32 protein-coding genes are annotated in these 25,001 nt (G+C 43.0%); 26 read left to right on the top strand and 6 right to left on the bottom strand.

What is annotated here, in order from left to right; genetic code table 11:
- Positions 1-6: 6 nt before the first annotated feature.
- The 4 genes from NSU05_RS10665 (at position 7) to NSU05_RS10650 (ending at position 2,542) form a co-directional block, all read left to right on the top strand.
- A complete protein-coding gene (locus NSU05_RS10665; RefSeq protein WP_003230797.1) occupies positions 7-540 on the top strand; it encodes a phosphatidylglycerophosphatase A in 534 nt (177 codons plus the stop codon).
- A gap of 83 nt (positions 541-623) precedes the next feature.
- Positions 624-1,418 carry a thymidylate synthase gene (locus NSU05_RS10660; RefSeq protein ID WP_038429194.1) on the top strand — a complete coding sequence of 265 codons (795 nt, stop codon included), beginning with the start codon at positions 624-626 and terminating at the stop codon, positions 1,416-1,418.
- The gene (gene dfrA, locus NSU05_RS10655; protein ID WP_038429193.1) at positions 1,415-1,921 is read left to right on the top strand and encodes a dihydrofolate reductase DfrA; all 507 of its coding nucleotides are present in this window, start codon (positions 1,415-1,417) and stop codon (positions 1,919-1,921) included. Before NSU05_RS10660 ends, dfrA begins: the two co-directional genes overlap by 4 nt.
- Positions 1,922-2,542 carry a hypothetical protein gene (locus tag NSU05_RS10650; protein ID WP_015251864.1) on the top strand — a complete coding sequence of 207 codons (621 nt, stop codon included), beginning with the start codon at positions 1,922-1,924 and terminating at the stop codon, positions 2,540-2,542.
- Between the two features lie 39 nt (positions 2,543-2,581).
- Here the strand turns inward: NSU05_RS10650 and NSU05_RS10645 are convergent, their stop codons facing one another.
- Positions 2,582-3,223, bottom strand: coding sequence for a hemolysin III family protein (locus NSU05_RS10645; RefSeq protein ID WP_004398522.1), 642 nt, complete (start codon positions 3,221-3,223; stop codon positions 2,582-2,584).
- Between the two features lie 20 nt (positions 3,224-3,243).
- Positions 3,244-4,239: a sigma-54-dependent transcriptional regulator gene (locus NSU05_RS10640; protein WP_033884735.1), complete on the bottom strand. Its 996-nt coding sequence runs from the start codon at positions 4,237-4,239 to the stop codon at positions 3,244-3,246.
- Between the two features lie 248 nt (positions 4,240-4,487).
- Between NSU05_RS10640 and ilvA the strand changes: the two genes are divergently transcribed.
- From ilvA to NSU05_RS10605, 7 genes are all read left to right on the top strand, one after another.
- A complete protein-coding gene (gene ilvA / locus NSU05_RS10635; RefSeq protein ID WP_003230803.1) occupies positions 4,488-5,756 on the top strand; it encodes a threonine ammonia-lyase IlvA in 1,269 nt (422 codons plus the stop codon).
- Between the two features lie 85 nt (positions 5,757-5,841).
- Positions 5,842-6,093, top strand: coding sequence for a DUF2535 family protein (locus NSU05_RS10630; protein ID WP_004399020.1), 252 nt, complete (start codon positions 5,842-5,844; stop codon positions 6,091-6,093).
- 147 nt (positions 6,094-6,240) lie between these two features.
- Positions 6,241-6,822, top strand: coding sequence for a cytochrome c oxidase assembly accessory protein ScuA (gene scuA, locus NSU05_RS10625; protein ID WP_038429192.1), 582 nt, complete (start codon positions 6,241-6,243; stop codon positions 6,820-6,822).
- A gap of 77 nt (positions 6,823-6,899) precedes the next feature.
- Positions 6,900-7,667 carry an SGNH/GDSL hydrolase family protein gene (locus tag NSU05_RS10620; RefSeq protein ID WP_003245956.1) on the top strand — a complete coding sequence of 256 codons (768 nt, stop codon included), beginning with the start codon at positions 6,900-6,902 and terminating at the stop codon, positions 7,665-7,667.
- Between the two features lie 9 nt (positions 7,668-7,676).
- On the top strand, positions 7,677-8,240 hold the full coding sequence (locus NSU05_RS10615) for a YpmS family protein (protein ID WP_015251867.1): 564 nt from the start codon (positions 7,677-7,679) through the stop codon (positions 8,238-8,240).
- Positions 8,241-8,252: 12 nt separating this feature from the next.
- The gene (ypmT, locus tag NSU05_RS10610; protein WP_003230808.1) at positions 8,253-8,447 is read left to right on the top strand and encodes a protein YpmT; all 195 of its coding nucleotides are present in this window, start codon (positions 8,253-8,255) and stop codon (positions 8,445-8,447) included.
- A gap of 71 nt (positions 8,448-8,518) precedes the next feature.
- A complete protein-coding gene (locus tag NSU05_RS10605; RefSeq protein WP_038429191.1) occupies positions 8,519-9,856 on the top strand; it encodes an MATE family efflux transporter in 1,338 nt (445 codons plus the stop codon).
- Positions 9,857-9,905: 49 nt separating this feature from the next.
- Here NSU05_RS10605 and NSU05_RS10600 read toward each other — a convergent pair whose 3' ends face one another.
- Entirely contained in the window at positions 9,906-10,331 is a 426-nt protein-coding gene (locus NSU05_RS10600) for a MarR family transcriptional regulator (protein ID WP_004398634.1), read from the bottom strand.
- Between the two features lie 131 nt (positions 10,332-10,462).
- Between NSU05_RS10600 and msrA the strand changes: the two genes are divergently transcribed.
- Both msrA and msrB read left to right on the top strand, forming a co-directional pair.
- Positions 10,463-10,996: a peptide-methionine (S)-S-oxide reductase MsrA gene (gene msrA, locus NSU05_RS10595; RefSeq protein ID WP_014477117.1), complete on the top strand. Its 534-nt coding sequence runs from the start codon at positions 10,463-10,465 to the stop codon at positions 10,994-10,996.
- Complete coding sequence (msrB, locus tag NSU05_RS10590; RefSeq protein WP_014480061.1) at positions 10,997-11,431, top strand: peptide-methionine (R)-S-oxide reductase MsrB; 435 nt, start codon at positions 10,997-10,999, stop codon at positions 11,429-11,431. It begins immediately after the preceding gene.
- A gap of 43 nt (positions 11,432-11,474) precedes the next feature.
- Here the strand turns inward: msrB and NSU05_RS10585 are convergent, their stop codons facing one another.
- Positions 11,475-12,500: a nucleoside-diphosphate sugar epimerase/dehydratase gene (locus NSU05_RS10585; RefSeq protein ID WP_003230816.1), complete on the bottom strand. Its 1,026-nt coding sequence runs from the start codon at positions 12,498-12,500 to the stop codon at positions 11,475-11,477.
- A 369-nt stretch (positions 12,501-12,869) separates the two neighbouring features.
- Between NSU05_RS10585 and NSU05_RS10580 the strand changes: the two genes are divergently transcribed.
- Positions 12,870-14,018, top strand: coding sequence for a phytase (locus NSU05_RS10580; protein WP_038429189.1), 1,149 nt, complete (start codon positions 12,870-12,872; stop codon positions 14,016-14,018).
- A gap of 70 nt (positions 14,019-14,088) precedes the next feature.
- On the opposite strand, the gene cgeB is transcribed toward NSU05_RS10580, so the two are convergent.
- Positions 14,089-15,042, bottom strand: coding sequence for a spore maturation protein CgeB (cgeB, locus tag NSU05_RS10575; RefSeq protein WP_038429181.1), 954 nt, complete (start codon positions 15,040-15,042; stop codon positions 14,089-14,091).
- A gap of 6 nt (positions 15,043-15,048) precedes the next feature.
- Positions 15,049-15,450 (bottom strand): spore crust protein CgeA, encoded by a 402-nt coding sequence (gene cgeA / locus NSU05_RS10570; RefSeq protein ID WP_003230824.1) that lies wholly within the window; start codon positions 15,448-15,450, stop codon positions 15,049-15,051.
- Between the two features lie 204 nt (positions 15,451-15,654).
- On the opposite strand from cgeA, the gene cgeC reads away from it, so the two are divergent.
- The 12 genes from cgeC (at position 15,655) to NSU05_RS10510 (ending at position 24,947) form a co-directional block, all read left to right on the top strand.
- On the top strand, positions 15,655-15,960 hold the full coding sequence (gene cgeC, locus NSU05_RS10565) for a spore maturation protein CgeC (protein WP_038429180.1): 306 nt from the start codon (positions 15,655-15,657) through the stop codon (positions 15,958-15,960).
- 64 nt (positions 15,961-16,024) lie between these two features.
- Positions 16,025-17,305: a spore maturation glycosyltransferase CgeD gene (gene cgeD / locus NSU05_RS10560; RefSeq protein ID WP_015251875.1), complete on the top strand. Its 1,281-nt coding sequence runs from the start codon at positions 16,025-16,027 to the stop codon at positions 17,303-17,305.
- 28 nt (positions 17,306-17,333) lie between these two features.
- Entirely contained in the window at positions 17,334-18,113 is a 780-nt protein-coding gene (gene cgeE / locus NSU05_RS10555) for a spore maturation N-acetyltransferase CgeE (protein ID WP_038429179.1), read from the top strand.
- A 79-nt stretch (positions 18,114-18,192) separates the two neighbouring features.
- Positions 18,193-18,306, top strand: a complete 114-nt coding sequence (gene yoyG, locus NSU05_RS10550) for a YhzE/YjcZ family sporulation protein YoyG (RefSeq protein ID WP_003218179.1) — start codon at positions 18,193-18,195, stop codon at positions 18,304-18,306.
- The gene (locus tag NSU05_RS10545; protein ID WP_003230835.1) at positions 18,300-18,455 is read left to right on the top strand and encodes a hypothetical protein; all 156 of its coding nucleotides are present in this window, start codon (positions 18,300-18,302) and stop codon (positions 18,453-18,455) included. The genes yoyG and NSU05_RS10545 overlap by 7 nt, the downstream gene beginning before the upstream one ends.
- Positions 18,436-19,770, top strand: coding sequence for an aspartate aminotransferase family protein (locus NSU05_RS10540; RefSeq protein WP_038429177.1), 1,335 nt, complete (start codon positions 18,436-18,438; stop codon positions 19,768-19,770). The genes NSU05_RS10545 and NSU05_RS10540 overlap by 20 nt, the downstream gene beginning before the upstream one ends.
- 6 nt (positions 19,771-19,776) lie before the next feature.
- Positions 19,777-20,466 carry a CoA transferase subunit A gene (locus NSU05_RS10535; RefSeq protein WP_038429176.1) on the top strand — a complete coding sequence of 230 codons (690 nt, stop codon included), beginning with the start codon at positions 19,777-19,779 and terminating at the stop codon, positions 20,464-20,466.
- A complete protein-coding gene (locus tag NSU05_RS10530) occupies positions 20,451-21,104 on the top strand; it encodes a 3-oxoacid CoA-transferase subunit B (protein WP_015714117.1) in 654 nt (217 codons plus the stop codon). Before NSU05_RS10535 ends, NSU05_RS10530 begins: the two co-directional genes overlap by 16 nt.
- Before the next feature lie 8 nt (positions 21,105-21,112).
- On the top strand, positions 21,113-22,423 hold the full coding sequence (locus NSU05_RS10525; protein ID WP_080265376.1) for a peptidase: 1,311 nt from the start codon (positions 21,113-21,115) through the stop codon (positions 22,421-22,423).
- The gene (gene ablB / locus NSU05_RS10520; RefSeq protein WP_038429173.1) at positions 22,401-23,228 is read left to right on the top strand and encodes a putative beta-lysine N-acetyltransferase; all 828 of its coding nucleotides are present in this window, start codon (positions 22,401-22,403) and stop codon (positions 23,226-23,228) included. The genes NSU05_RS10525 and ablB overlap by 23 nt, the downstream gene beginning before the upstream one ends.
- Before the next feature lie 28 nt (positions 23,229-23,256).
- Positions 23,257-24,672 carry a lysine 2,3-aminomutase gene (gene ablA / locus NSU05_RS10515; RefSeq protein ID WP_004399420.1) on the top strand — a complete coding sequence of 472 codons (1,416 nt, stop codon included), beginning with the start codon at positions 23,257-23,259 and terminating at the stop codon, positions 24,670-24,672.
- On the top strand, positions 24,669-24,947 hold the full coding sequence (locus NSU05_RS10510; protein WP_004399539.1) for a YokU family protein: 279 nt from the start codon (positions 24,669-24,671) through the stop codon (positions 24,945-24,947). The genes ablA and NSU05_RS10510 overlap by 4 nt, the downstream gene beginning before the upstream one ends.
- Positions 24,948-25,001 lie beyond the last annotated feature (54 nt).

The following is a 25,001-nucleotide window of genomic DNA, read 5'->3' as shown; positions in this document are numbered from 1 at the left end:
TTAGACATGAAAAAGTACACAATGAATGAAATGGTCGATATAACAAAGGATATGCTGAACAAACGGGGCGTTATGATAGAAGATATTGCACGGATTGTTCAAAAACTTCAGGAAAAATACAATCCAAATCTGCCGCTCAGTGTTTGCATGGAGAATGTAGAAAAAGTCCTGAACAAACGTGAAATTATTCATGCTGTTTTGACAGGCCTTGCACTCGATCAGCTTGCAGAACAGAAGCTTCTCCCCGAGCCGCTGCAGCACCTTGTTGAAACAGATGAACCGCTTTACGGCATAGATGAAATTATTCCGCTTTCAATCGTTAATGTGTACGGGTCGATCGGTTTGACCAATTTCGGTTATTTGGATAAAGAGAAGATTGGAATTATTAAGGAACTTGATGAAAGTCCAGACGGTATTCACACCTTTTTGGATGATATTGTGGCAGCTCTTGCTGCAGCAGCGGCGAGCAGAATTGCACATACGCATCAGGATCTGCAAGATGAAGAAAAAGAACAGGATGAAAAGCCTGTTGTCAGCTGACTATAAAAAAATCATTTCTGGGTTCAGAAATGATTTTTTATTGTGTTACACTACTAGAAGACTACTTTTAAAGGATGAAAAAAATGAAACAGTATAAGGATTTATGCAGACATGTTTTAGAGCATGGTGAGAAAAAGGGAGACCGGACAGGGACCGGAACAATCAGCACTTTCGGATATCAAATGAGATTTAATTTACGGGAAGGCTTTCCGATGCTCACCACTAAAAAACTCCACTTTAAATCAATTGCGCATGAACTGCTGTGGTTCTTAAAAGGAGATACGAATGTACGCTATCTGCAGGAAAACGGAGTGCGAATCTGGAATGAGTGGGCTGATGAAAACGGTGAACTTGGACCTGTATATGGCTCCCAATGGCGTTCTTGGCGGGGAGCTGATGGAGACACCATTGATCAAATTTCCCGTCTTATTGAAGATATTAAGACAAATCCGAACTCCAGACGCTTAATCGTCAGCGCCTGGAATGTTGGTGAAATTGATAAAATGGCGTTGCCGCCGTGCCATTGCCTGTTCCAATTCTATGTGTCTGACGGCAAGCTGTCCTGTCAGCTGTATCAGCGCTCTGCCGATGTTTTCTTAGGTGTGCCGTTTAATATTGCATCTTATGCCCTCCTAACCATGATGATTGCTCATGTGACTGGGCTTGAACCGGGCGAGTTCATCCATACGTTTGGTGATGTTCATATTTATCAAAATCATATTGAACAAGTCAATTTGCAGCTGGAAAGAGATGTTAGACCGCTTCCGCAGCTTCGTTTCGCCAGAAAGGTTGATTCTATTTTTAACTTTGCATTTGAGGACTTTATCATCGAGGATTATGATCCGCATCCTCATATAAAAGGGGCGATCAGCGTATGATTTCATTCATTTTTGCGATGGATGCCAACAGGCTTATCGGCAAAGACAATGATTTGCCGTGGCATTTGCCCAATGATCTTGCATACTTTAAGAAAATAACATCGGGCCATTCAATCATTATGGGCCGGAAAACATTTGAATCGATCGGACGTCCGCTTCCAAATCGGAAAAATATTGTCGTTACCTCAGCGCCGGCTTCAGAATTTCCGGGATGCACGGTTGTCAGTTCATTAAAGGATGTACTGGACATTTGTTCAGGCCCTGAAGAATGCTTTGTGATCGGAGGAGCTCAGCTCTATACGGACCTGTTCCCTTATGCGGACAGACTGTATATGACGAAAATTCATCACGAGTTTGAGGGTGACCGTCACTTTCCTGAATTTGATGAATCCAATTGGAAGTTGGTTTCTTCTGAGCAGGGGACCAAAGACGAAAAAAACCCGTATGATTACGAATTTCTAATGTATGAAAAAAAGAATTCTTCTAAAGCGGGAGGATTTTAATTGGTTCGCTACAGCCTTCTAGTGGTTTATATTGTGTATATGCTGTTAAAAAATATGAAACAATTATTTAATCAAACAATGCTCGATCCCCGTCTGTCATACAAAAAACAGATGACTCTTGTGTACGAACAGCCAAAGGCGTTTTTGGAAGGCTGTATCGGCATCTCCGGTTCAGTTGTGACGATTCATCAGCCAGAGCCAATACCACACGGTCCTGTTTTGTATGTGCATCCCCGTTTGCGTTTGGCTGAACTGGCCTTAATTGCTGGATATATTGAGGAACCGGCCGGCTTTATCGCCAACCCAAAAGTGTTCCGCTTGCCTTTTATCGGGCAATGGCTGGATCGGATGGATGTGATTTCAGACGGGGATTCAGAAAAGGTATATGAAGATGTGACAAAACAGCTGGAAAAGGGACAAAGCCTGATTCTTTCACTAGATGGTTCTATTGATCCTGTAGAACTTGCGGCCCGCTATCATCTTCCGTTGGTGATGGTGGAAACGAAAGGAACAGATAACATGCAAAAGGGCTCGTTTTTTAAACGCTTAAAACCGGCAGACATTGAATTGTCCTTTTCAAAAGCTTATATACCTGCCAATGAAAAACAATTACGTGCATAAAAAAAGCGCAGTCGTGAAGACTGCGCTTTTCTGTTACTGTTACGAAAGGAACGGCACCTTTACACAATAGAAGAGCACGCAGAAAAACATAGCAGCGCTCCCGCCCAATACAAAGCTGTGCCAAATGGCGTGGTGGAAGGGGATCTTTTTCCAAATGTAAAAGATGGTTCCGACAGAGTATAAAATGCCGCCGAGAAAAAGGAGGCTGAATCCCGCTCCGCTCAGTGAAGCATATAAAGGTTTAACTGCAATAATCATCAGCCACCCCATGACTAAATACACGAAGGTTGACAATAGGATAAACCGTTTCACAAAGAAAATTTTAAAAACGATTCCGCCTAGGGCAAGTGACCATACGATAACCAACAGGGTAAAGCCGAGTGTGCCTTTCAGCGGCCCAAGCAAAAAAGGCGTGTAGGTTCCGGCGATGAGTACGTAAATCGCGCTATGATCAATAATCTCCAAAATGTCCTTCGTTTTTTTATGTGTGATGCTGTGAAGCAGGGTGGAGCTCAAATATAACAGCAGCATAGAGACACCGAATATTGTAAAGCTGACAATGTCCCATGCAGACCCGTAATTAGCCGCAAATATGATTAGAAACACTAATGCTGGGATGGATAAGAGGACACCGATGCCGTGTGTAATCGCATTGGCGATCTCTTCTTTGATTGTAAACAAGTGCATTCTCCTTTCGATCGCTAGATCATTTGATTTTTTAACGTCTCTATAAAGCTCAAGCCCTCAAAGGTAATTTTTGTGCCTGCGCGTCCGCGGCTTTTGGTGACATAATCTTTTTTCTCCAAATAGTCGAGACGGCTTCTGACCTGCTGAGGAGTTAACGAGGTTTGGGTATTTTTGCTGTGTTCAGAAATGATCCGTCTGCTGGCAGGTTCTCCTTTTTCGTTCAATACTTTTATTGTTTCCAAAATAAACAAAAACTCAGCTTTTTCCATTAAAGTCAGCAGTTTCGCTTTTTTCTTCGACGTTTTTCCGTCTATCGCGCCTCTAATATATGGCGGCAGGTCATATGGCTGGATCGTTCCTCCGCTTGATACTGCCGCCATATAATCTGCAGCGTTTTTTAATTCCCTGACATTGCCTTCAAATGCATGCTTCTCAAGCACGGGAAAAACGGAGGGATCGATTAACAATTGCTGACCGGAATTTGAGAGAAAATGCTGTGTCAAAAGCGGAATATCGCTTTTTCGTTCCGATAATTCGGGCAGTGTGAGCGTTAAAATGTTCAGTCTGTAGAATAAGTCTTGCCTGAATGTATGTTCCACGGATCGGTCTGCAGAAGCACAGATCATTCGCGGTTTCTCCGTGTCTGAATCAAGCGCTTTTAACAGCTGAGCTTGTACAGAAGCAGGCATGCGCCATACATCATCAAGAAAAAGGGTTCCTCGTACCGCTTTTTGAAAAACACCTGTGTTTCCGTTAGGGCCAAAAAGCTCATGAATAAGGGTTTCTTCCGAATGGGTGCTGCAATTGACGCTTATAAACGGTTCATTGCTTCTCGAAGATTCCAAGTGTATGGCATGTGCGAAGTGATTTTTGCCTGTTCCGATTTTTCCTGTTATTAAGACAGGAAGCTCCGATAACGAGAACTGCTTGGCGATTCGCTTCGCTTCCAGAAAAGTTTGATGTTCTCCGATTAGATGTTGAAATGTATTGAGTTTTGGTGCACTATTCATCAATTGGCTCCTTTTGGTTCTAATTGGTTTCATTATATCATGCCTTTTGGTTGAAAACACCCTTTATTTTACGATCATCTTTTTTCTTGGCTCTGCAGGATAATGGTTGAACAGAAGTTACCACAAGATGTGGTGGACATAGTCTGTATTTTTTTAATTATTAAATAAAAATAATTGTCTTATTTTTTGAATATTCATGTTATAATGGCATATTAAATAGGGATTTAAAACAAGAAAGGAATCTGTACATGAAACCGTTGCTTAAAGAAAACTCTCTCATCCAAGTGAAAGACATTTTGAAGGCTCACCAAAACGTAAAGGACGTTGTCATTCACACACCTTTGCAGAGGAATGACAGACTTTCTGAGAGATATGAATGCAATATCTATTTAAAACGCGAAGACTTGCAAGTTGTCAGATCTTTTAAGCTCAGAGGGGCTTATCATAAAATGAAACAGCTTTCCAGCGAGCAGACAGAGAACGGAGTTGTGTGTGCAAGTGCCGGAAACCACGCTCAAGGTGTGGCATTTTCGTGTAAACATCTTGGCATTCACGGGAAAATTTTTATGCCGTCTACTACACCGAGACAAAAAGTATCTCAAGTTGAACTATTCGGAAAAGGATTTATCGATATTATTTTGACAGGCGATACGTTTGACGACGCGTATAAAAGCGCTGCTGAATGCTGTGAGGCGGAATCTCGGACTTTTATCCATCCGTTCGATGATCCGGATGTGATGGCCGGACAGGGAACGCTCGCAGTCGAGATTTTAAACGACATTGATACAGAACCGCATTTTCTTTTTGCAAGTGTCGGAGGCGGCGGCCTTCTCTCTGGGGTAGGTACATATTTGAAAAACGTGTCTCCTGATACAAAGGTAATTGCTGTTGAGCCGGCGGGAGCGGCATCCTACTTTGAATCAAACAAAGCTGGGCATGTCGTCACACTTGATAAAATTGATAAGTTTGTAGATGGTGCGGCTGTTAAAAAAATTGGCGAGGAAACCTTCCGGACGCTGGAAACTGTCGTTGATGACATTCTCCTTGTGCCTGAAGGAAAAGTATGTACATCCATTCTTGAATTATATAACGAATGTGCGGTTGTTGCTGAACCGGCTGGAGCTCTTTCTGTCGCAGCGCTTGATTTGTATAAGGATCAAATTAAAGGGAAAAACGTGGTGTGTGTGGTAAGCGGGGGCAATAACGATATCGGAAGAATGCAGGAAATGAAGGAGCGTTCCTTGATTTTTGAAGGTCTTCAGCATTATTTTATCGTCAACTTTCCGCAAAGAGCGGGGGCGCTCCGCGAATTTCTTGACGAAGTCCTCGGGCCGAATGATGACATTACAAGGTTTGAATATACGAAGAAAAATAATAAAAGCAATGGACCTGCTCTTGTCGGCATCGAGCTGCAGAACAAAGCCGATTATGGGCCGCTGATTGAACGGATGAACAAAAAACCGTTTCATTATGTAGAGGTGAACAAGGATGAGGACTTGTTCCATTTGCTAATCTAATTTTTTTACACAACCGCGCAAAATGACAGACAGCCCGGCTGGCATCATATATAATAGAAGAAAAACAAAAAAGAGGATTGATAGCTTGTTACTCAAAAGCCTAGAGTTCAAACGCGGTGACGGGATTCAGGTGAAAGTGACAGAAATACCTGTATTAAAGGAAGATGAGCACTATTTCTTTATGTTACATCACCATTTGCAATTCTACTTAAAAGAAGTGTTTTCATCAAACAGCAGGGCAAAAGTGTATTCTTTCCGACATTATATGAAGCGGCGGATGAAGTGGGCAGATTATCAGGCTGTATTTCATCAAGAGGTGTTAAAGCACAACGCGTAACATGCCGTTTTTTACCTGCATGCCCTCCTTTGTAATCGTTAATGGGGAGGCATGCAGGATTTTTTTTGCTCAGTATCGAATACAAACATGGGACAGTAAGGACGGTTTTAGAAAGCGTTTTTATGCTGGCTGGAAAGGATGGATGTCATGAAGGTTATCAAGGGGTTAACGGCTGGGCTGTTTTTTCTGTTTTTGTGTGCATGCGGAGGACAGCAGATTAAAAATCCGCTCAATTACGAGGTGGAGCCTTTTACATTTCAAAACCAAGACGGCAAGAACGTTTCTTTAGAGAGTTTAAAAGGAGAAGTATGGCTGGCGGATTTTATTTTTACCAATTGTGAAACTATATGTCCGCCAATGACCGCTCATATGACCGATCTGCAAAAAAAACTGAAAGCCGAAAATATAGATGTCCGTATCATATCATTTAGTGTTGACCCAGAAAACGATAAGCCGAAACAGCTGAAGAAATTTGCCGCAAATTATCCATTATCTTTTGATAACTGGGATTTTCTCACCGGATACAGCCAGAGTGAGATTGAAGAGTTCGCACTTAAGAGCTTTAAGGCGATTGTGAAGAAACCTGAGGGACAGGACCAAGTCATTCATCAATCTTCTTTTTGGTTAGTAGGCCCGAACGGCAAGGTGCTGAAAGATTATAATGGAGTGGAAAATACACCGTACGATGAAATTATCGCCGATGTAAAATCAGCAGGCGCACTCAAGTAAGCTAGAAGACTAGGCATTTGCAAATCTTCTAAAACATGATACACTTTCCACTAGTAGAATGGGAAGGAGCAACAAGATTGAAGCTGCGCATTTTTTCAATCATGGCCAGTTTGATTTTGCTTCTTACTGCGTGTACGAGCATACGTACATCATCTGAGGGAAAACAAAAAGCCCATGAAACGAAAACAAAAGAACACATTGTCATAGCGGCTGTCGGAGATTCGCTTACAGAAGGAGTCGGAGATCCCGACGGAAAGGGATATGTCGGCAAGGTGGCAGATTCTATCCGGTCAGATAAACAAGTCAAAACGGTCGACGTGAAAAATTATGCCGTAAAAGGGAACCGTTCGGATGATTTATTAGAAAAACTAAAAGATAAAAAGGTTCAAAAAGGCATAAAGGACGCAGATTATGTCTTTTTTACAATTGGCGGTAATGATTTGATGAAAATCCTTCGCCAAAACTTTCTGCAATTAACCGTTGAACCGTTTCAGGAAGCGGAAAAACCGTACGAAAAGCGCTTTGAAAAAATCATTTCTGAAATTCGCGAGCTGAATGATCACGCTGAGCTGATTTATGTCAGCATGTACAATCCGTTTACGTTTACATTATCAGAACTAAATGAAATAAATGGTGTCGTCACGGATTGGAACCATATTGCTGAAAAAGAGCTGAAAAAAGATAAACATGCAAAAATCGTTCATATCGAAGATTTGTTCAATCAAAAAAGTGACAGCAGCCGAATTTCTGAGGAGGATGATTTTCATCCTAATGGTACGGGTTATTCTCTTATCGCAAAGCGCGTCTATCAAGCCATTAAAAAAGAAGGATTACCGAAAGAGTAGGGTGACAGCATGAATAAGTGGAAGCGACTGTTTTTTATATTGCTTGCAATCAATTTTATCCTCGCCGCCGGGTTTGTGGCACTTGTTTTGCTCCCGGGGGAACAGGCTCAGGTGAAGGATTCATCTGAGAGCGAGTATGGATTTCAAGTGACAAGCACAAAAGAATCATTAGCTGCGTTTGTTAACTCATATTTAAACGACAAAGCATCAAATAAGCTTGATTATAAAGTAGAGATTGATGATGATGTTCATGTCGCAGGGAAAATCAAGGCATTTTCCACGTCTATTGATGCGTTTATCGCTTTTGAGCCGACCGTGAAAAAAAACGGTGATGTAGAGCTGAATGTCACGAAATTTTCGTTAGGGAAATTGAGTATACCAATTAGCTTTGTGTTAAATTATATGGACAGCTTTTATGAATTGCCGTCATTTGTCCATGTTCACCCCGGGGATAAAAGCATTGAAGTGCGTTTGTCAGAAATGCCTTTAACGAATGGAATGTATGTCAAAGCGGATAAGATAAATTTAGAAAAAGATGAAATTGAGTTTTCCTATTACCATCCTAAACAATAGAGGTGACTGAAAATGAAACGGATTTACCAGTATTTCAGTTTATTATCCTTTACATTTTCCCTGTATTTCGGCTGGCTTGCTTATCATCATCTGGCTGCTGAAGACATGGATCAAATGTATTTGAATGTTTCCTATTGTGCCTTGTTCCTAAGTGTGATGGTGTTTACATTCGGTATGCGAGACCGAAAAAAAACCGATAAGTCATGAAAAAAGAGACATGAAACAACGTCTCTTTTTTCGTGCGGTCCGAAGAAAATTTGAGAACACAAGGAGAAAAGATGAAAGCATACGATTTTACACAGGGGAATGTGCTGAAACAGCTTGTACTGTTTTCAATGCCTATTATGCTCGGAAACGCATTGCAGGTTTCCTTTCAATTTATAGACAGCTTGTGGATCGGCAATTTACTGGGGGCAAAGGCCCTTGGGGCAGCCGCGGTATCAAGCACGATTGTTTTGACCGTGCTGTCTTTTATTTTGGGCCTTAACAATGCGACGTTAACCATTTTATCTCAGCAAAAAGGAAAAGATGATATAAAAGGAATGGCGTCGTATATTAACGCTTTTGTTGTTTTATTAACAGGCCTAAGCATCGGATTCGGCGCGGCCGGTTTTTTTCTCTCAGAGCTTTTGCTGCGTCTTCTAAAAACGCCGGAGTCAATGATACCGCTTGCTGAGACGTATTTACAGATTCAATTTATCGGCATTTTATTTTTGTTTGGTTATAACTTTATCAGTACTGTGCTTCGTGCGCTGGGCGACAGCAAGACACCTCTCCGGTTTATTGCGTTTGCTGTTGTACTGAATACAGTGCTTGCGCCGCTCTTTATTTCTGTGTTCCGCATGGGAATAGCGGGAGCGGCTTATTCAACGATTTTGTCACAGGGCATTGCGTTTTTGTATGGGTTGTTTTATGTCATCAAACACAAGCTTGTGCCATTCTCGATTCCGAGAATGCCCAAGTGGGAAGAGTCCGCGCTGATTTTGAAACTCGGGATTCCGGCAGGTCTGCAGATGATGGTGATTACAGGCGGTATGATGGCGATTATGAGTGTTGTTAACTCATACGGGGATCACGTGGTATCAGGCTTTGGCGCGGTGCAGCGGCTTGATAGCATCATCACGCTTCCAGCAATGGCTGCCGGTACGGCCGTCAATAGTATGGCAGGGCAAAATATGGGAATCGGAAACGAAAAAAGAGTGGGAACAATTGCAAGGCTAGGTGTGATAGCTGTTATTTCCTGCATGCTGGTGATTGCGGTTATGATTTGGGTATTTGGTAAATATCTCATAAGGTTATTTATCAGTGAGCCTGATGCGGTCGCATTTGGTGAACAATATTTGAAGTGGATCGCGTTTTTCTACCCTTTTATTGGGATTAATTTTGTGCTGAACGGAATCGTCAGGGCCGCGGGAGCGATGCTGCAGGTTCTGGTATTAAATTTGATCTCGTTTTGGGTGTTGAGGTATCCTTTCACAGCTCTATTTTCAGCTTGGCTTGGACAAAAAGGAATCGGGCTTGGAATCGGAATGAGTTTTTTATTTAGCAGCTGCGCGGCATTTTTGTATTATAGATATGGCCGCTGGAAAGCAATGAAGCTGTTTACTGAAAAATAAGTGAAGCACTGCGAAAAGCACATACCTATATATCGGTATGTGCTTTTTTTCACCGTTTTTTATCAAGTTTGCTGAAGAGCTCGATTAACGTGGCAAGTTCAGCATCAGTGTAGCAGTCAAAGCGTTTAAAGAAATATTCCGTTTTTTTCTCGTTAAAGTGCTGAAGGACTTTTTCGCCCGCTTCAGTGATATGAATGCGGATGATGCGTCTGTCTTCCTTCGATCTGATTCTCGTAATCCATTCCTTTTCTACCAGCGCATCGGTCACAGCCGTAATGTGGCTTGCCGATACCTCTAAAATAGGCGCAAATTCAGTGACTTTTTTAGGCCCTTGTTCACTGAGGATCCGAAGAATGGTGAATTCATTCCGCGACAGCTCTTTATCTAAAATTTCATTGATTTCATTGCGTATTTGTTTAAAGACTTTACGGAGTAAAGTTTCCATATCGTACATCATCTGTGTTCTTACTTTCAAATTTGTGAACCTCCATTACATAAGCATATTGCTTAAAACCTATAGATTTTATTGAAAAGCAGAATCATTTTCATTCTATTTTTACATGCTATAATATAATAATACCACGTATTAACAAAGGAGGCACCAGTATGTCTGAAAAAAAAGAAATCGCCACATTTGCAGGAGGCTGTTTTTGGTGTATGGTTAAACCTTTTGACGAACAGCCGGGAATTGAAAAAGTGGTGTCCGGGTATACAGGCGGCCATACTGAAAACCCTACGTATGAAGAGGTGTGCAGTGAAACGACGGGACATCGTGAAGCCGTTCAAATCACGTTTAATCCTGATGTATTCCCTTATGAAAAACTGCTTGAATTATTTTGGCAGCAAATCGATCCGACAGATGCCGGGGGGCAGTTTGCTGATCGCGGCAGTTCCTATCGCGCAGCCATTTTTTATCATAATGATAAACAAAAGGAGCTTGCGGAAGCTTCCAAGCAACGTCTGGCGGAAAGCGGCATCTTTAAAGATCCGATTGTAACGGACATTTTAAAAGCTGAACCTTTCTATGAAGCGGAAGGCTACCATCAGCATTTTTATAAAAAGAATCCAGCACATTATCAGCGCTACCGGACAGGTTCCGGACGAGCGGGATTTATCAGCGAGCATTGGGGGGCTAAATAAATGGCGTACAATAAAGAAGAAAAAATAAAGTCATTAAATCGCATGCAATATGAAGTAACGCAAAATAACGGCACGGAGCCGCCATTTCAAAATGAATATTGGGATCATAAGGAAGAAGGGTTGTATGTAGACATTGTGTCAGGCAAGCCATTGTTTACATCCAAGGATAAATTTGATTCCCACTGCGGCTGGCCAAGCTTTACAAAGCCGATTGAAGAAGAAGAAGTGGAAGAAAAACTGGACACGAGCCACGGCATGATTCGCACAGAAGTAAGAAGCCGAACTGCTGATTCTCATCTTGGCCACGTATTTAATGACGGACCTGGTCCAAACGGACTTCGTTACTGCATAAATTCAGCAGCGCTGCGGTTTGTTCCGAAGCATAAGCTAAAAGAAGAAGGATACGAAAGCTATCTGCATCTCTTTAATAAATAAAGTGTTAAAAACAGGCCTGCCTAATGGATAGACAGGCTTGTTTTTATGCCTTTTTCTCTTGATGCAATTCTTCAATAATCTGAGCAATTCTTTCTTTCGTAATGAGCGGGGCTTGATCTGATTGATACCCAGGCAGATTGACTTTGCGAAAGTCAGGATGTTTTTCCGGCTCTGGAAGGATCGCATAAAGGTTGCCCCATTCATACAGTGATTCAATTTCATGTGGAGATGTTAATTCTTCGTGAAGCTTTTCACCTGGACGCTTGCCCACTTCTACTGCAGCCGGCCGCGGGAGCCCGTGCTGCGATGCATATTCTTCAAACCCATGAATCAGTTCTTCAAGTTTCAGTGATTCCATTTTGAAAATAAAGGTTTCTCCGCCTTTTGTAATAGCAGCCGATTGTAATGTCAATGTAGCTGCATCGTCTATTGACATGAAAAATCTGGTCATGTTTTTGTCTGTGATGGTCAGGGGTTCACCCTCCATCATCTGTTCAAATAATATGGGGATGACCGAACCTCTGGAACCGAGAACATTTCCAAAGCGGACCGAACAAAACAAGGTTCCTTTGTTTTGGACGTGGCGGTTTGCTTGATGAAACAGCTTTTCAGATAACAGCTTGGTGGCACCCATTGTGTTCACAGGAGATACAGCTTTATCTGTACTGATATTAATGACATGCTGCACTCGGTGTGAAAGGGCAGCTTCCACCACATTTTGTCCGCCGATGAGATTGGTCTGGATCGCTTCAAATGGATGGTCCTCACATGTCGGAACCTGTTTCAGCGCAGCCGCGTGAAAGACGATATCGACGCCTTTCATCACCTGATTCACCCTTCTGTGATCGCGTACATCTCCAAGTACAAATAATAGCCGCTTATCCTCCGCATACTTTTGGCTCATGACATACTGTTTACTGTCGTCTTTGCTGAATACAATCACCTGTTTAGGTGTAAGCATCAAAAGGCGTTTGACAATTTGACTCCCGATTGAACCCGTTCCGCCAGTGACTAAAACTGTTTTGTTATGGAAAAATGGTTTTAGTTCTGCTGTTTGCTGTTTAGGCATGGCTTATCCTCCAACTCTCGTTTCTCTACCATGCATCATATGTTCAACTTTGTAATCGAATTAATGAAAGCAACCAATAAAACAAAATTTAGGGGAATGATCATGTCACAAAGTGTTCTTTTTTAACAGAAAATGGAAAAACGGACGTAACTAGGGAACAACAAAACTAAATAAACAATGTACTAAATTTTCAACATATTTTTATTTCGATCCGCAAAAGCAAATCTGGCAAAGTCATCTCACGTACCTCTTTGGGGAAAAGTTGTTTATGAGTCAGAAACCCTATAAAAAAAGGTTCATTTTCCTCACGGTAATCACCTGTATATATTTTACAATAGTAGTGATAGTGATAAAAGAGGAGGGTACCAAATGAAGGTTTCAAAAACAATGCTGCTAAGCACTGCCGCGGGTTTATTGCTTAGCCTGACAGCAACCTCTGTGTCGGCTCATTATGTGAATGAGGAACATCTTTTCAAAGTGACTGCACACACGGAGACAGATCCGGTCGCATCTGGCGATGACGCAGCAGATGACCCGGCCATTTGGGTTCATGAAAAACACCCGGAAAAAAGCAAGTTGATTACAACAAATAAGAAGTCAGGGCTCGTTGTGTATGATTTAGACGGAAAACAGCTTCATTCTTATGAGTTTGGCAAGCTCAATAATGTCGATTTGCGCTATGATTTTCCATTGAACGGCGAAAAAATTGATATTGCTGCCGCATCCAACCGGTCCGAAGGAAAAAATACAATTGAAGTATATGCAATAGACGGGGATAAAGGAAAATTGAAAAGCATTACAGATCCGAACCATCCTATTTCCACCAATATTTCTGAGGTTTATGGATTCAGCTTGTATCACAGCCAGAAAACAGGAGCATTTTACGCATTAGTGACAGGCAAACAAGGGGAATTTGAGCAGTATGAAATTGTTGATGGTGGAAAGGGTTATGTAACAGGGAAAAAGGTGCGTGAATTTAAGTTGAATTCTCAGACCGAAGGCCTTGTTGCGGATGATGAGTACGGAAACCTATACATAGCAGAGGAAGATGAGGCCATCTGGAAATTTAACGCTGAGCCCGGCGGAGGATCAAAGGGGCAGGTTGTTGACCGTGCGACAGGAGATCATTTGACAGCTGATATTGAAGGACTGACAATCTATTATGCACCAAATGGCAAAGGATATCTCATGGCTTCAAGTCAAGGAAATAACAGCTATGCAATGTATGAACGGCAGGGGGAAAATCGCTATGTAGCCAACTTTGAGATTACAGATGGCGAGAAAATAGACGGTACTAGTGACACGGATGGTATTGATGTTCTCGGTTTCGGACTTGGCCCAAAATATCCGTACGGGATTTTTGTGGCGCAGGACGGCGAAAATATCGATAACGGACAAGCCGTCAATCAAAATTTCAAAATTGTATCGTGGGAACAAATTGCACAGCATCTCGGCGAAATGCCTGATCTTCATAAACAGGTAAATCCGAGGAAGCTGAAAGACCGTTCTGACGGCTAGAATAGAAAGCAGCTTGTGCAGCTGCTTTTTTCTATGAATAAAAAAATCGTTCATAGCAATGAACGATTTTTCAAGAAAGCGCCAGATGAATCGCTTTTAGTTTTGCAGGAAGCTCATCAAACGTAAATGCGGGTACGGTCTCTTTATAATTGGCTGCTGCAGCTTTTTGCCGTTCTTCAGGGTGGTTGATATAGAAAGCGGCTTTTTCCTTAAAGTCGTTCATGCCGTGATAAGAAATAAAGGATGAAAAAGGATGCGCCGCGGGTAAATCTGTTAATTGAAATGCTTCGCATGCAGCGATATCAAACGTTCGGTTATTAAAACTGGCATTTTTGATGCGCATAGTATTTTGGTTGAAAGCAAAATGATAGGGACGATGCGCATTAATTACGATGTCTGCCCCATTATAATAATGAACGGCCTGTTCGGGTGGAACCCATGTGCTGACGACATCAATATGCGGCTGTTTGAGCACTTTTTTAGGCAGATATTTTCCCCATTCCTTGCCGATTACCCGAACCGTGAATGGCAGATGGACCGCTTCTTTCATAAGCTGAACCCGATTAGGGTAAGGATAGCCGATGATTAACAGATTTGAATGATAGGAATGTTCGGTGCCCATTTTTTTAAACAGCCGATGGTTAACTGGTATCGGAACATAATAGACGTTCTGGTAGCCGAGCTCTTGATAGTAGAGAGCTGCATTTTGTTCTATCGTTAATATGGCGTCAGCAAGCTTAATTACCTGAAGGCTGATATCCATATAAAATGGGTCTTCGGTCAGCCAAACATACACGGGGATATCCTTACCCTTTAACCAGGTCAGCCAGTCGTGAGGAACGCGGTCTCCAACCATCATAAGTGTGAAATCCGGCTGAAACGCTTCGATCTTCATCAAAGATTCTGCTTCAGGTTTATCTGCAATCATATACTCTGTATGAGTGTTCTGAAAACATTCTTCAGCCCAGCGATCAAAATAACTGTATATTCCTCCGTATCCCGACTGGATATACAAGACTTTCATCGGATGTTATGAAAAGAACGTAACGCTTTCTACTTTGTCTACATCAATTAATGTTGTAGCTTGGCCTGCCGGAGTGACGGAGCTTTCCTGTGTTACAAATACGATCCCGTGAACCTGATCGAAAGCAACGAAAACAACCGGTCCGATCATGTCACCTGAATCAGTCACAATGCTGATTGTCGTGCCTGGCGTAATTCTGGCAAAAATCCATCTTGCCGGAAGAGAAGGGTCTAAAATAGATTCTGCCGTAACCGTTTCACTTTCATCTACTTTTTGATCGATGGCAGCATCAAGCAAGGCTTTAAGATTACTATCCATATTTTCTCCTCCTTCTGTTGCAGTTGGAAATAAAGGGCTTAAAACGGCTTTAATTAAATCCTTTTTTAACTGTGCATTTTCAGAGCTCATTACACACACCTCCTATTCGATAGTGAACTCACGTTATTCATATTCTTCCGGCTGTTATTTGGTATGAGTCGAACGCCGTACCTGATCTATTTTTCATCTATTTAAGGAAAATGCTGATTTTTTAATGGAGTGGACATAGCCTATACCATAAATCGAAGTCGCACATATTGTGAAACAGAGATAAGGATAAGGGAGAGGGATGATTTGGATTTAGAGAAACAAGTGGATCGAGAAGAAAACCAAGATGATCTGCATTTTATTTTGCTTTTGCTGATTCTGCTGATACGTCAACCGTCTTCTGAAGGAAATCCATCTGACCTCAGACGCCAGCTTGTTTTTGCAAAAGAGCTGGGCGTACCGGTTTCAAAAGTCAATTTGATCAACGGAGATACACTTCAAAATGTCATCGTAAAAGAAGTTCTGACTGATTTGGTTATTTTCCAAAACCCGTTAAATAACACGAGAGCTCATGTTTCACTCTCAAGTGTTGTAAGCTGGGGTGCTTTTTAAATGATGACAGAGGCTCTGCTTGCTGCGGAGCCGTTTTTATGTTTGACGGTGGGAGGCGGTATAGATGGGAGAGAAAGTGTCTATTATTTTAACAAGTTACAACAAACCCGATTATTTGCAAAAAGCGATCGAAAGCGTGATACAGCAAACGCATGATCTTTGGGAGCTTTTTATCATGGATGATCATTCGAATGCAGAAACAACTGCGGTGATTCACAAGTATCTCCATGACCGGCGCATTCAATATCATAACAGTTTCGTGCATCCTGCAGATCGATTAAAAACAGCCCGTTATGCCACATTAATTAACAGTGCGCTCCCATTTGCAGACGGCGATTACATTTCCTATCTTACTGACGACACTGTTTATCATCCTGAGCGGCTGAGCCGTATGGTGCAAGAGTTTTCACATAAGCCTGAAGCGCAGGCGGTCTATTCAAAACAAAAAGTTGTACATGTAAACGAAAGGGGAGAGGAAATCTCACATTTCTACAGAAATGCCAATGCAGTGCTTGATCAGGCCGCTTTTCAAGTTGATCATTGCTCAGTTATGCATCGCCGTTCGTTACTTAATCTCATCCATCATAAATTTGGAGGCTACTGGGATGATGATATGAAGCATTGGAATCATGGCGACGCAATTTTTTGGGCGAGACTCAACAACTTTACCCCATTTCTGCCGATAAATGAAGTATTAGACACAACCTATAAAACCCCAGATTCATTTCAAAATGCATATCGGTTTCTGCCCGCCGATTTGATTGACGGCTCTTTTGTAAAAGGTTCAGATCAAAATGTGTATTTTTTTGATCAGGGTGTAAGGCATCCTGTTGGAGAAAAGTGGGGTTTTTTGTATCTAAATCGGACTGTCGCTGTTCCAGACCCATATTTATTCCAATATAGGATTGGCAAAATTTTAAACATTCCGAATTATATTTTAGTAAAGGAAGCTGACCATCCTGCAATATTTTATATCGAAGCCGGAAAAAAAAGGCGAATTGTGGACCAGTATGCGTTTCAATTTTATCAATTTCAAAGAAAAGACATAGTGACAATTGGAAAAGAAGAAATGGAGGCGCTTCCGGAAGGGCCGCCGATTACGTGGAAACGATCTGAATTGATCAAAAATCCGCCTGGCCGACGTCTGTTTTTCATCGAACGCGAGCCGTTTTTGTTTCTAAACGGCGTCTTTCACCCGATTAGTGAACAAGTAACAAGGAAGTTTTTTTTACATCAGAAGCCAATCTCCGCTTCTTTCCTAAATATTCAGCAATTTCCAATTGGAAAGCCGTTTTATCCGGTGTACGATGAGATTATAAAGAAATTGAATATTGCAACAGAGTAAAGGTATAGGTCATAAAAAGGAGACGTTCATGACAGGACATTATTCAAAAACGGAACATCAATATATATTGTTAACGTCTGAATCGGCATCGTTTGATCATTACAGCGTATACAGAGATCCGCAGCTTCCACACATTTTTTCTCATAACTTTGTTCAGCTCCATGATACGTTTCCATTGGAGCGGTTATTGAATTTTTTGCCCTCCGTACCAAAGCTGCTTGATGCGAATTATCTCCATTTAAAAGCGTCGCCGCAGCATGTTTTTCCGCTCGGTTTGAAGCAGTCGCTTGTAAAAAGCGGTTTTGTCGTCGAGGATGAGCTACTATATGACATGAAGCTTAGTGACTGGAAGGGGCAGATGGGACATCCTTTAACCGCATGGGGGACGGCAAAAAGTCTTTTCGACGGATCTTCTATTATGAAAATTTACGATTCCATTTATATTGGAGAAGCAATCGCTGAACAAAAATTAAAAAGAAAATATCCTTTCTATGAAGCAGGTATAATCATTCTTGTTGTTTGTTACAGCGACCAGGCACAGAAAGTTCCCATTGGGTGCGGCGAGCTGTTTATCGATCATCAAGAGAAAACGGCTAAAATCGAAGAAGTGGCAATTTTAGATCAGTTTCAAAGGAAGGGCTACGGCAGTATCTTAGTGAAAGAAATGCTGTCCATCGCCAAATCACTAGGAATGGAAGCAGCCTACTTAGTGGCTGCAAGCACTGACGGTGCAACTCAGTTTTACGAAAAGCTGACGTTTAAAAAATATGAGCGGGTGCATACTGTATTTCATTATTTCCTTACATGAAATAGGCGTTTGCACAAACCATTTGGGACTTGGCCCGCATAAAATGCCGTATATCGTGATAAGAAAGGATGAAAACAGCATGTATGGATACTCTGGGTACGGTTACGGATTTGGCTGCGGGACAAATACATTTGTGTTAATTGTTGTCTTGTTCATTTTATTAATTATTGTTGGAGCCGCTTTTATTTGCTAGATGCTGAAATTTCAAAAGAGCCTTCCCTATTAGGAAGGCTCTTTTTATGTGAAAAAGTTTTTGCGGGGAACGTCATGCCGCCATTTGGACACTCATACAATATGGTAAAAGGGGTTTTGAGGTGGGAGCATGAGCAGTTATTTGATTAAGCCAGAGCTTAGCTCGGCCTATCCGGTTGTCAGTTATGCGAAGGGTTCATATGTTTATGATCAGACCGGAAAAAAATATCTCGACGGCTCGTCAGGTGCGGTGACATGTAATATCGGCCACGGAGTTCGTGATGTGACTGAGAAGCTGAAAGAACAGCTTGATCAGGTGTCTTTTGCTTACCGCTCACAGTTTACGAGTGAGCCCGCCGAGCAATTAGCCGCTCTCTTGGCACAGGAGCTGCCCGGAGATGTGAATTGGTCTTTTTTTGTCAACAGCGGGTCAGAAGCGATAGAAACAGCTATGAAAATCGCCATTCAGTATTGGCAGGAAAAAAAGCAAACACAAAAATCCATCTTTTTGTCTCGATGGAGCAGTTACCACGGAATAACTTTGGGAGCGCTTTCATTGTCTGGTTTTTATGAAAGGAGATACCGGTTCACCCATCTCATTGAGCGGTATCCAGCTATCTCAGCTCCACATATTTATCGGCTGAATCACGAGACGGAAGAAGACTTTGTTCAGACTGCAGCTGATGAACTGGACACCATGATCAAAAGAATCGGAAGCCAATTCATCGCCGGCTTTGTGGCTGAGCCTATTATTGGTGCTGCAGGTGCAGCGATTACTCCGCCTCCGGGATATTATGAGAGATTAAGTGAGGTATGCCGCACACACGATGTGCTTTTTATTGCAGATGAAGTGATGACGGGGCTTGGGAGAACAGGAAGGATGCTCGCGACAGAGCATTGGGATACCGTACCTGATATTGCTGTACTGGGGAAGGGACTCGGTGCGGGGTATGCGCCTATTGCTGCTGCCGTCGTATCTGATTCTATTATTGAAACGATAAAACAAGGGTCAGGTGTGATTATGAGCGGTCACACATATAGTGCACATCCCTATTCAGCCAAAGCTGCTCTTGAAGTTTTGCGATATGTGTTAAAGCACGGCTTGATCAAACAATCAGAAAAAAAGGGCGCTGTGCTGAAGAAGAAGCTTGATGAGGCGGCATCTCAAAGCGGCATTATAGGAGATGTGCGCGGAAAAGGACTGCTATTAGGCGTTGAATTTGTGACAGACCAAAAAACGAAGAAAGTGTTTCCGCCAGAGCAGGCGATAACCCAGCTTATTGTCAGCGAGGCGAAAAAACGCGGGCTGATTGTTTATCCTTCCAAAGCTGGAATAGACAGTGGAGAAGGAGATGCTGTCATTATTGCTCCTCCTTTTACTATTTCAGACGGTGAAATGGAAGAGCTTATCTCTATTTTTTCAGAAACAGTTGCAGCGGTCGAAAAAAACTTAAAAAAGGATTGACATTAAATGGCGCCATTTCAAAAAGCAATCAGCATTGACACAGCAATTGCAGATGTTCGGGATGGATCGGTTCTGATGTTTGGCGGTTTTGGGGGAGTCGGGTCGCCTCCTTCATTGATTGAAGCGATATTGGACAGCGGTGTAACGGATTTAACTGTGATTTGCAATGACGCCGGTTTCCCGGATATCGGGATCGGCCCGCTTATTGTTAATCAACGGGTCAAAACCCTGATCGCCTCGCATATCGGTTCCAATCCTGTAGCCGGAAAACAGATGACAGAGGGGACGTTAGAGGTTCAATTTTCACCTCAGGGAACGCTTGCGGAACGGATTCGCGCCGGCGGAGCGGGGCTTGGCGGTATTTTAACCGACGTGGGCATTGATAATCAAATGGTTTGCGGAAAAAAGGACATCGTAACAGTGGCGGGAAAACGATACTTGATTGAAGAGGCGCTGACGGCTGATTTTGCTTTCATCAATGCTTACATTGCAGATGAATTCGGCAATCTAACGTATGACAAAACCGCGCGCAATATGAACCCGCTTATGGCAATGGCCGCCAGGAGAACCTTTGCCGAAGCTGAGCGTATCGTTCCGAAAGGTGAGATTTCTGAAGAAATGATTGTCACACCGGGGGTTTTTGTTGAGGGGGTTGTACGAAGCGAGGGAGTGAAGTGGAAATGGGCTTGGGAGTAGCAGAAAGAGAACAGATTGCAAAACGCGCTGCTGCTGAAATTAAGCAGGGCATGATTGTGAATCTCGGTATCGGTATCCCATCCTTGGTACCGAACTTTTTGAAGCCTGACATGCAGGTCATGTTTCAAGCGGAAAACGGTGTCCTTGGCATTGGAGAAAGTCCCGAAAAGGGAGAAGAGGATGCGCATTTATGCAACGCCGCGGGATATCCTGTCCGCGCTGTAAAAGGGGCTTCTTATTTTGATACAACCATGTCTTTTGCGATGATCAGAAAAGGCAAAATTGACATTACGATTTTAGGCGCCCTGCAGGTGAGCCAATCAGGAGATTTGGCAAATTGGCTTGTTCCGGGAAAAAAGGTGCCTGGTATGGGCGGGGCGATGGAGCTTGCCCAAAAAGCGAAAAAAGTGGTTGTTGTCATGAGTCATACAGATCAAAAGGGAAGGCCTAAATTAACAGAAAGATGTACGCTGCCATTAACTGCTGCAGGCTGTGTAGATTTGATTATTACCGAAAAAGCGGTTCTTGAGGTCGATAGCCATCACTTCATTTTAAAAGAGCTGATGAATGGCTCGACAATCGATGAGGTGACGAGGCTGACAGAAGCTGAAATCAAAATAGATATGCCTTTTTCTTAAGAGGGGGAATGAGGATGCAAGACATTGAAAGAAAAGTAATCGGGTGGCTTGATCAGCATTCGGCCAAAGCCATTCGTCTTCTCAAAAGGCTGATTGGGGAAAAAAGCACATTGGGGTCAGAGTTTAACGCCCAAGCTGTTGTGCTTGAAAAGCTGCGGCAATTTCATATGGACATTGATGTATGGGAGCCAAGCATAAAGCAATTAAAGCAGCATCCCTACTTTAAATCTAACCGATCCGATTTTCATGAGAGCCCGAATATCGTGGCTAAAAAAACGGGAGCCGGCGGAGGCAGGTCCCTGATTTTGAACGGCCATATCGATGTTGTGCCTGAAGGAAGCGTAAAGGATTGGAAGTATGAACCGTATCAAGCTGTCGAAGAAAACGGTAAAATATACGGCCGCGGCTCAACGGATATGAAGGGAGGCAATACAGCCCTTCTTTTTGCTTTAGAAGCCCTGCACGCCTGCAATGTCAAACTGAAGGGAGATGTATTGTTTCAGAGTGTTGTAGATGAAGAGTGCGGCGGCGCCGGTACACTGTCCGCCATCATGAGAGGCTATCGTGCTGACGGGGCGCTGATTCCTGAACCGACGAATATGAAACTATTTATTAAGCAGCAGGGTTCGATGTGGTTTCGGATCACTGTGAAGGGATTATCCGCACATGGGGGCACACGCTATGAAGGGGTAAGCGCGATTGAAAAAAGCATGCACGTTATCACAGCGATACAAGAGCTGGAGAAAGTCCGCAATGCGAGAATTTCAGATCCGCTGTATGACAATATCCCAATACCGGTACCGGTGAATATCGGCACCATCTCAGGCGGTGCCTGGCCATCTTCAGTTGCAGACCGTGTCGTCATAGAAGGGAGATGCGGAATTGCTCCCCATGAGAAACCAGAAGCTGTAAAACTTGAATTGGAAAACTGGCTGAAGGATTTAGAATACCATGACGAATGGTTTAAACGCCATCCCGTAAAAGTAGAATGGTTTGGCGCTCAATGGCTGCCGAATGATTTACCTGATGATCACCCTTTAATTTCTGTGCTGCAATCAGCCTATCAAAAAATGAAACAGACAGAACCGATTATTGAGGCTTCCCCGTGGGGAACGGATGGAGGGCTTTTGTACCATGCAGGAGATACACCAGTTATCGTTTTCGGGCCGGGGGAAACAAAAACGGCTCATCAGGCCAATGAATACATTGAGGTTGAAGCCATGATAGAATCTGCTAAAATTATTGCACTTTTTGTCATGGATTGGTGCGGGCTTCATACAGATGGGGAGGATGCGGATGCTCAAGTCAATAAAGAGTAGCGGTGTCACAGCAGTTTTGGACCATGACGGTTTTAATAAACGAATCAGAGTGGTCCGTTATGACGGAGCCATTGAGAAGGCCCTGCCGGATATCGTGGCAGCGGCAAAAGAAGAGAATGCAGAAAAAATCATCGTCTATGCGAAGCAGCATGATGAGCCAATGCTTGCCAAACAATTATTTGCGCCGGAGGGCTATCTAAAGGGCTATTATCTCGGCCATTCGGCTTGTGTCATGGTACGTTACCTTTCAGAAAGCCGGAGACAAACAGATTCTTATACAGAGGAACAGGAGATCATCGAAGCCATATATCGCACAGCGCCCCGTCTTCGCAACTACAGTACACCCGTTTTTACGATGAGAAAAGCAGAAACAAACGACATGTACCAGCTATCGATGCTGTATAAAAAAGTATTCCGCACGTACCCAACCCCGGTATTTGACCCCGCTTATATTGAAAAGACGATGAATGCAAATACGGTGTATTATATCATGCTTGATCATGACCGCCTGATCAGCGCAGCAAGCGCAGAAATCAATCCAGAGCTTGGGCATGCAGAAATAACCGATTGCGCTGTGCTGCCGGAATATCGCGGCCATTCGTTAACAAGCTTTTTAATCGAGGCGTTAGAAAAAGAAATGGCTGGAAAGGATATCTTTCATGTATTTTCTCTCGCCCGTGCTTCGTCTTTTGGGATGAATGCTGTGTTGTACCATTCAGGTTATCAGTATGGCGGAAGGCTGATCAATAATTGCTTTATAGCCGAAGGCCTTGAAAACATGAATATTTGGTGCAAGCAACTGTAAGTCAAAATAAGCGCGAGGAGGAGTTCGTTTGAAAAACAAATGGTATAAACCGAAACGGCATTGGAAGGAGATCGAGTTATGGAAGGACGTTCCGGAAGAGAAATGGAACGATTGGCTTTGGCAGCTGACACATACTGTAAGAACGTTAGATGATTTAAAGAAAGTCATCAATCTGACTGAGGATGAAGAGGAAGGCGTCAGAATTTCTACTAAAACGATCCCCTTAAATATTACACCTTACTATGCTTCTTTAATGGACCCCGACAATCCGAGATGCCCGGTACGCATGCAGTCTGTGCCGCTTTCTGAAGAAATGCACAAAACAAAATACGATCTGGAAGACCCGCTTCATGAGGATGAAGATTCACCGGTACCCGGTCTGACACATCGCTATCCCGACCGTGTGCTGTTTCTTGTCACGAATCAATGTTCTATGTACTGCCGCTACTGCACAAGAAGGCGCTTTTCCGGACAAATCGGAATGGGCGTCCCTAAAAAACAGCTTGATGCTGCAATTGCTTATATCCGGGAAACACCCGAAATCCGCGATTGTTTAATTTCAGGCGGTGATGGGCTGCTCATCAACGACCAAATTTTAGAATATATTTTAAAAGAGCTGCGCAGCATTCCGCATCTGGAAGTCATCAGAATCGGAACAAGAGCGCCCGTTGTCTTTCCGCAGCGCATTACCGATCATCTGTGCGAGATATTGAAAAAATATCATCCGGTCTGGCTGAACACCCATTTTAACACAAGCATCGAAATGACAGAAGAATCCGTTGAGGCATGTGAAAAGCTGGTGAACGCGGGAGTGCCGGTCGGAAATCAGGCTGTCGTATTAGCAGGTATTAATGATTCGGTTCCAATTATGAAAAAGCTCATGCATGACTTGGTAAAAATCAGAGTCCGTCCTTATTATATTTACCAATGTGATCTGTCAGAAGGAATCGGGCATTTCAGAGCTCCTGTTTCCAAAGGTTTAGAGATCATTGAAGGGCTGAGAGGTCATACCTCAGGCTATGCGGTTCCTACCTTTGTCGTTGACGCACCAGGCGGAGGAGGTAAAATCGCCCTGCAGCCAAACTATGTCCTGTCACAAAGTCCTGACAAAGTGATCTTAAGAAATTTTGAAGGTGTGATTACGTCATATCCGGAACCAGAGAATTATATCCCCAATCAGGCAGACGCCTATTTTGAGTCCGTTTTCCCTGAAACCGCTGACAAAAAGGAGCCGATCGGGCTGAGTGCCATTTTTGCTGACAAAGAAGTTTCGTTTACACCTGAAAATGTAGACAGAATCAAAAGGAGAGAGGCATACATCGCAAATCCGGAGCATGAAACATTAAAAGATCGGCGTGAGAAAAGAGATCAGCTCAAAGAAAAGAAATTTTTGGCGCAGCAGAAAAAACAGAAAGAGACTGAATGCGGAGGGGATTCTTCATGAAAACATGCGAATGGTGCGGCGAGCTCGAAGCGGTGCCCGGCAGGAACACGGTGTACTGGGAGCTCCCTGATGGAACGAGGGCTATAGAACTGACAGACACCCCTGCCATGGTATGTTCTTCCTGCGGTATGACCTATCAAGAGGAAAACACGGTTAAAGAGATTGAGGATCAGCTGCTTTTAATTCAAACAAAAAAACTGCCTGAAAGCCTGACATATCAGCAGCTCATGGAGACAGAAAGAATTTTGAAACGCAACTATTTTGACTTCTCCTGAGTCATGTTTCAGTATTCTTTTGTTGTAATTTTACACTTGAACTGTATAATAGAA

It is taken from the genome of Bacillus sp. EU52, from assembly GCF_037964975.1.
Taxonomy (GTDB): domain Bacteria; phylum Bacillota; class Bacilli; order Bacillales; family Bacillaceae; genus Bacillus; species Bacillus subtilis.
This window is presented reverse-complemented; position numbering and strand designations above follow the sequence as displayed.

Excerpts from the sequence above, each read along its gene's own strand:
- yoyG (WP_003218179.1), top strand. The coding sequence starts at position 18,193 with ATGTATGGATACTCTGGGTACGGTTACGGATTTGGCTGCGGGACAAAT.
- msrA (WP_014477117.1), top strand. The coding sequence starts at position 10,463 with ATGTCTGAAAAAAAAGAAATCGCCACATTTGCAGGAGGCTGTTTTTGG.
- ilvA (WP_003230803.1), top strand. The coding sequence starts at position 4,488 with ATGAAACCGTTGCTTAAAGAAAACTCTCTCATCCAAGTGAAAGACATT.
- NSU05_RS10525 (WP_080265376.1), top strand. The coding sequence starts at position 21,113 with ATGAGGATGCAAGACATTGAAAGAAAAGTAATCGGGTGGCTTGATCAG.
- NSU05_RS10615 (WP_015251867.1), top strand. The coding sequence starts at position 7,677 with ATGAATAAGTGGAAGCGACTGTTTTTTATATTGCTTGCAATCAATTTT.
- NSU05_RS10665 (WP_003230797.1), top strand. The coding sequence starts at position 7 with ATGAAAAAGTACACAATGAATGAAATGGTCGATATAACAAAGGATATG.
- cgeE (WP_038429179.1), top strand. The coding sequence starts at position 17,334 with ATGACAGGACATTATTCAAAAACGGAACATCAATATATATTGTTAACG.
- cgeA (WP_003230824.1), bottom strand. The coding sequence starts at position 15,450 with ATGAGCTCTGAAAATGCACAGTTAAAAAAGGATTTAATTAAAGCCGTT.
- NSU05_RS10510 (WP_004399539.1), top strand. The coding sequence starts at position 24,669 with ATGAAAACATGCGAATGGTGCGGCGAGCTCGAAGCGGTGCCCGGCAGG.
- cgeD (WP_015251875.1), top strand. The coding sequence starts at position 16,025 with ATGGGAGAGAAAGTGTCTATTATTTTAACAAGTTACAACAAACCCGAT.
- msrB (WP_014480061.1), top strand. The coding sequence starts at position 10,997 with ATGGCGTACAATAAAGAAGAAAAAATAAAGTCATTAAATCGCATGCAA.
- NSU05_RS10585 (WP_003230816.1), bottom strand. The coding sequence starts at position 12,500 with ATGCCTAAACAGCAAACAGCAGAACTAAAACCATTTTTCCATAACAAA.
- ypmT (WP_003230808.1), top strand. The coding sequence starts at position 8,253 with ATGAAACGGATTTACCAGTATTTCAGTTTATTATCCTTTACATTTTCC.
- NSU05_RS10530 (WP_015714117.1), top strand. The coding sequence starts at position 20,451 with ATGGGCTTGGGAGTAGCAGAAAGAGAACAGATTGCAAAACGCGCTGCT.
- NSU05_RS10660 (WP_038429194.1), top strand. The coding sequence starts at position 624 with ATGAAACAGTATAAGGATTTATGCAGACATGTTTTAGAGCATGGTGAG.
- NSU05_RS10540 (WP_038429177.1), top strand. The coding sequence starts at position 18,436 with ATGAGCAGTTATTTGATTAAGCCAGAGCTTAGCTCGGCCTATCCGGTT.
- NSU05_RS10580 (WP_038429189.1), top strand. The coding sequence starts at position 12,870 with ATGAAGGTTTCAAAAACAATGCTGCTAAGCACTGCCGCGGGTTTATTG.
- scuA (WP_038429192.1), top strand. The coding sequence starts at position 6,241 with ATGAAGGTTATCAAGGGGTTAACGGCTGGGCTGTTTTTTCTGTTTTTG.
- dfrA (WP_038429193.1), top strand. The coding sequence starts at position 1,415 with ATGATTTCATTCATTTTTGCGATGGATGCCAACAGGCTTATCGGCAAA.
- NSU05_RS10605 (WP_038429191.1), top strand. The coding sequence starts at position 8,519 with ATGAAAGCATACGATTTTACACAGGGGAATGTGCTGAAACAGCTTGTA.
- NSU05_RS10535 (WP_038429176.1), top strand. The coding sequence starts at position 19,777 with ATGGCGCCATTTCAAAAAGCAATCAGCATTGACACAGCAATTGCAGAT.
- NSU05_RS10640 (WP_033884735.1), bottom strand. The coding sequence starts at position 4,239 with ATGAATAGTGCACCAAAACTCAATACATTTCAACATCTAATCGGAGAA.
- ablB (WP_038429173.1), top strand. The coding sequence starts at position 22,401 with ATGCTCAAGTCAATAAAGAGTAGCGGTGTCACAGCAGTTTTGGACCAT.
- cgeB (WP_038429181.1), bottom strand. The coding sequence starts at position 15,042 with ATGAAAGTCTTGTATATCCAGTCGGGATACGGAGGAATATACAGTTAT.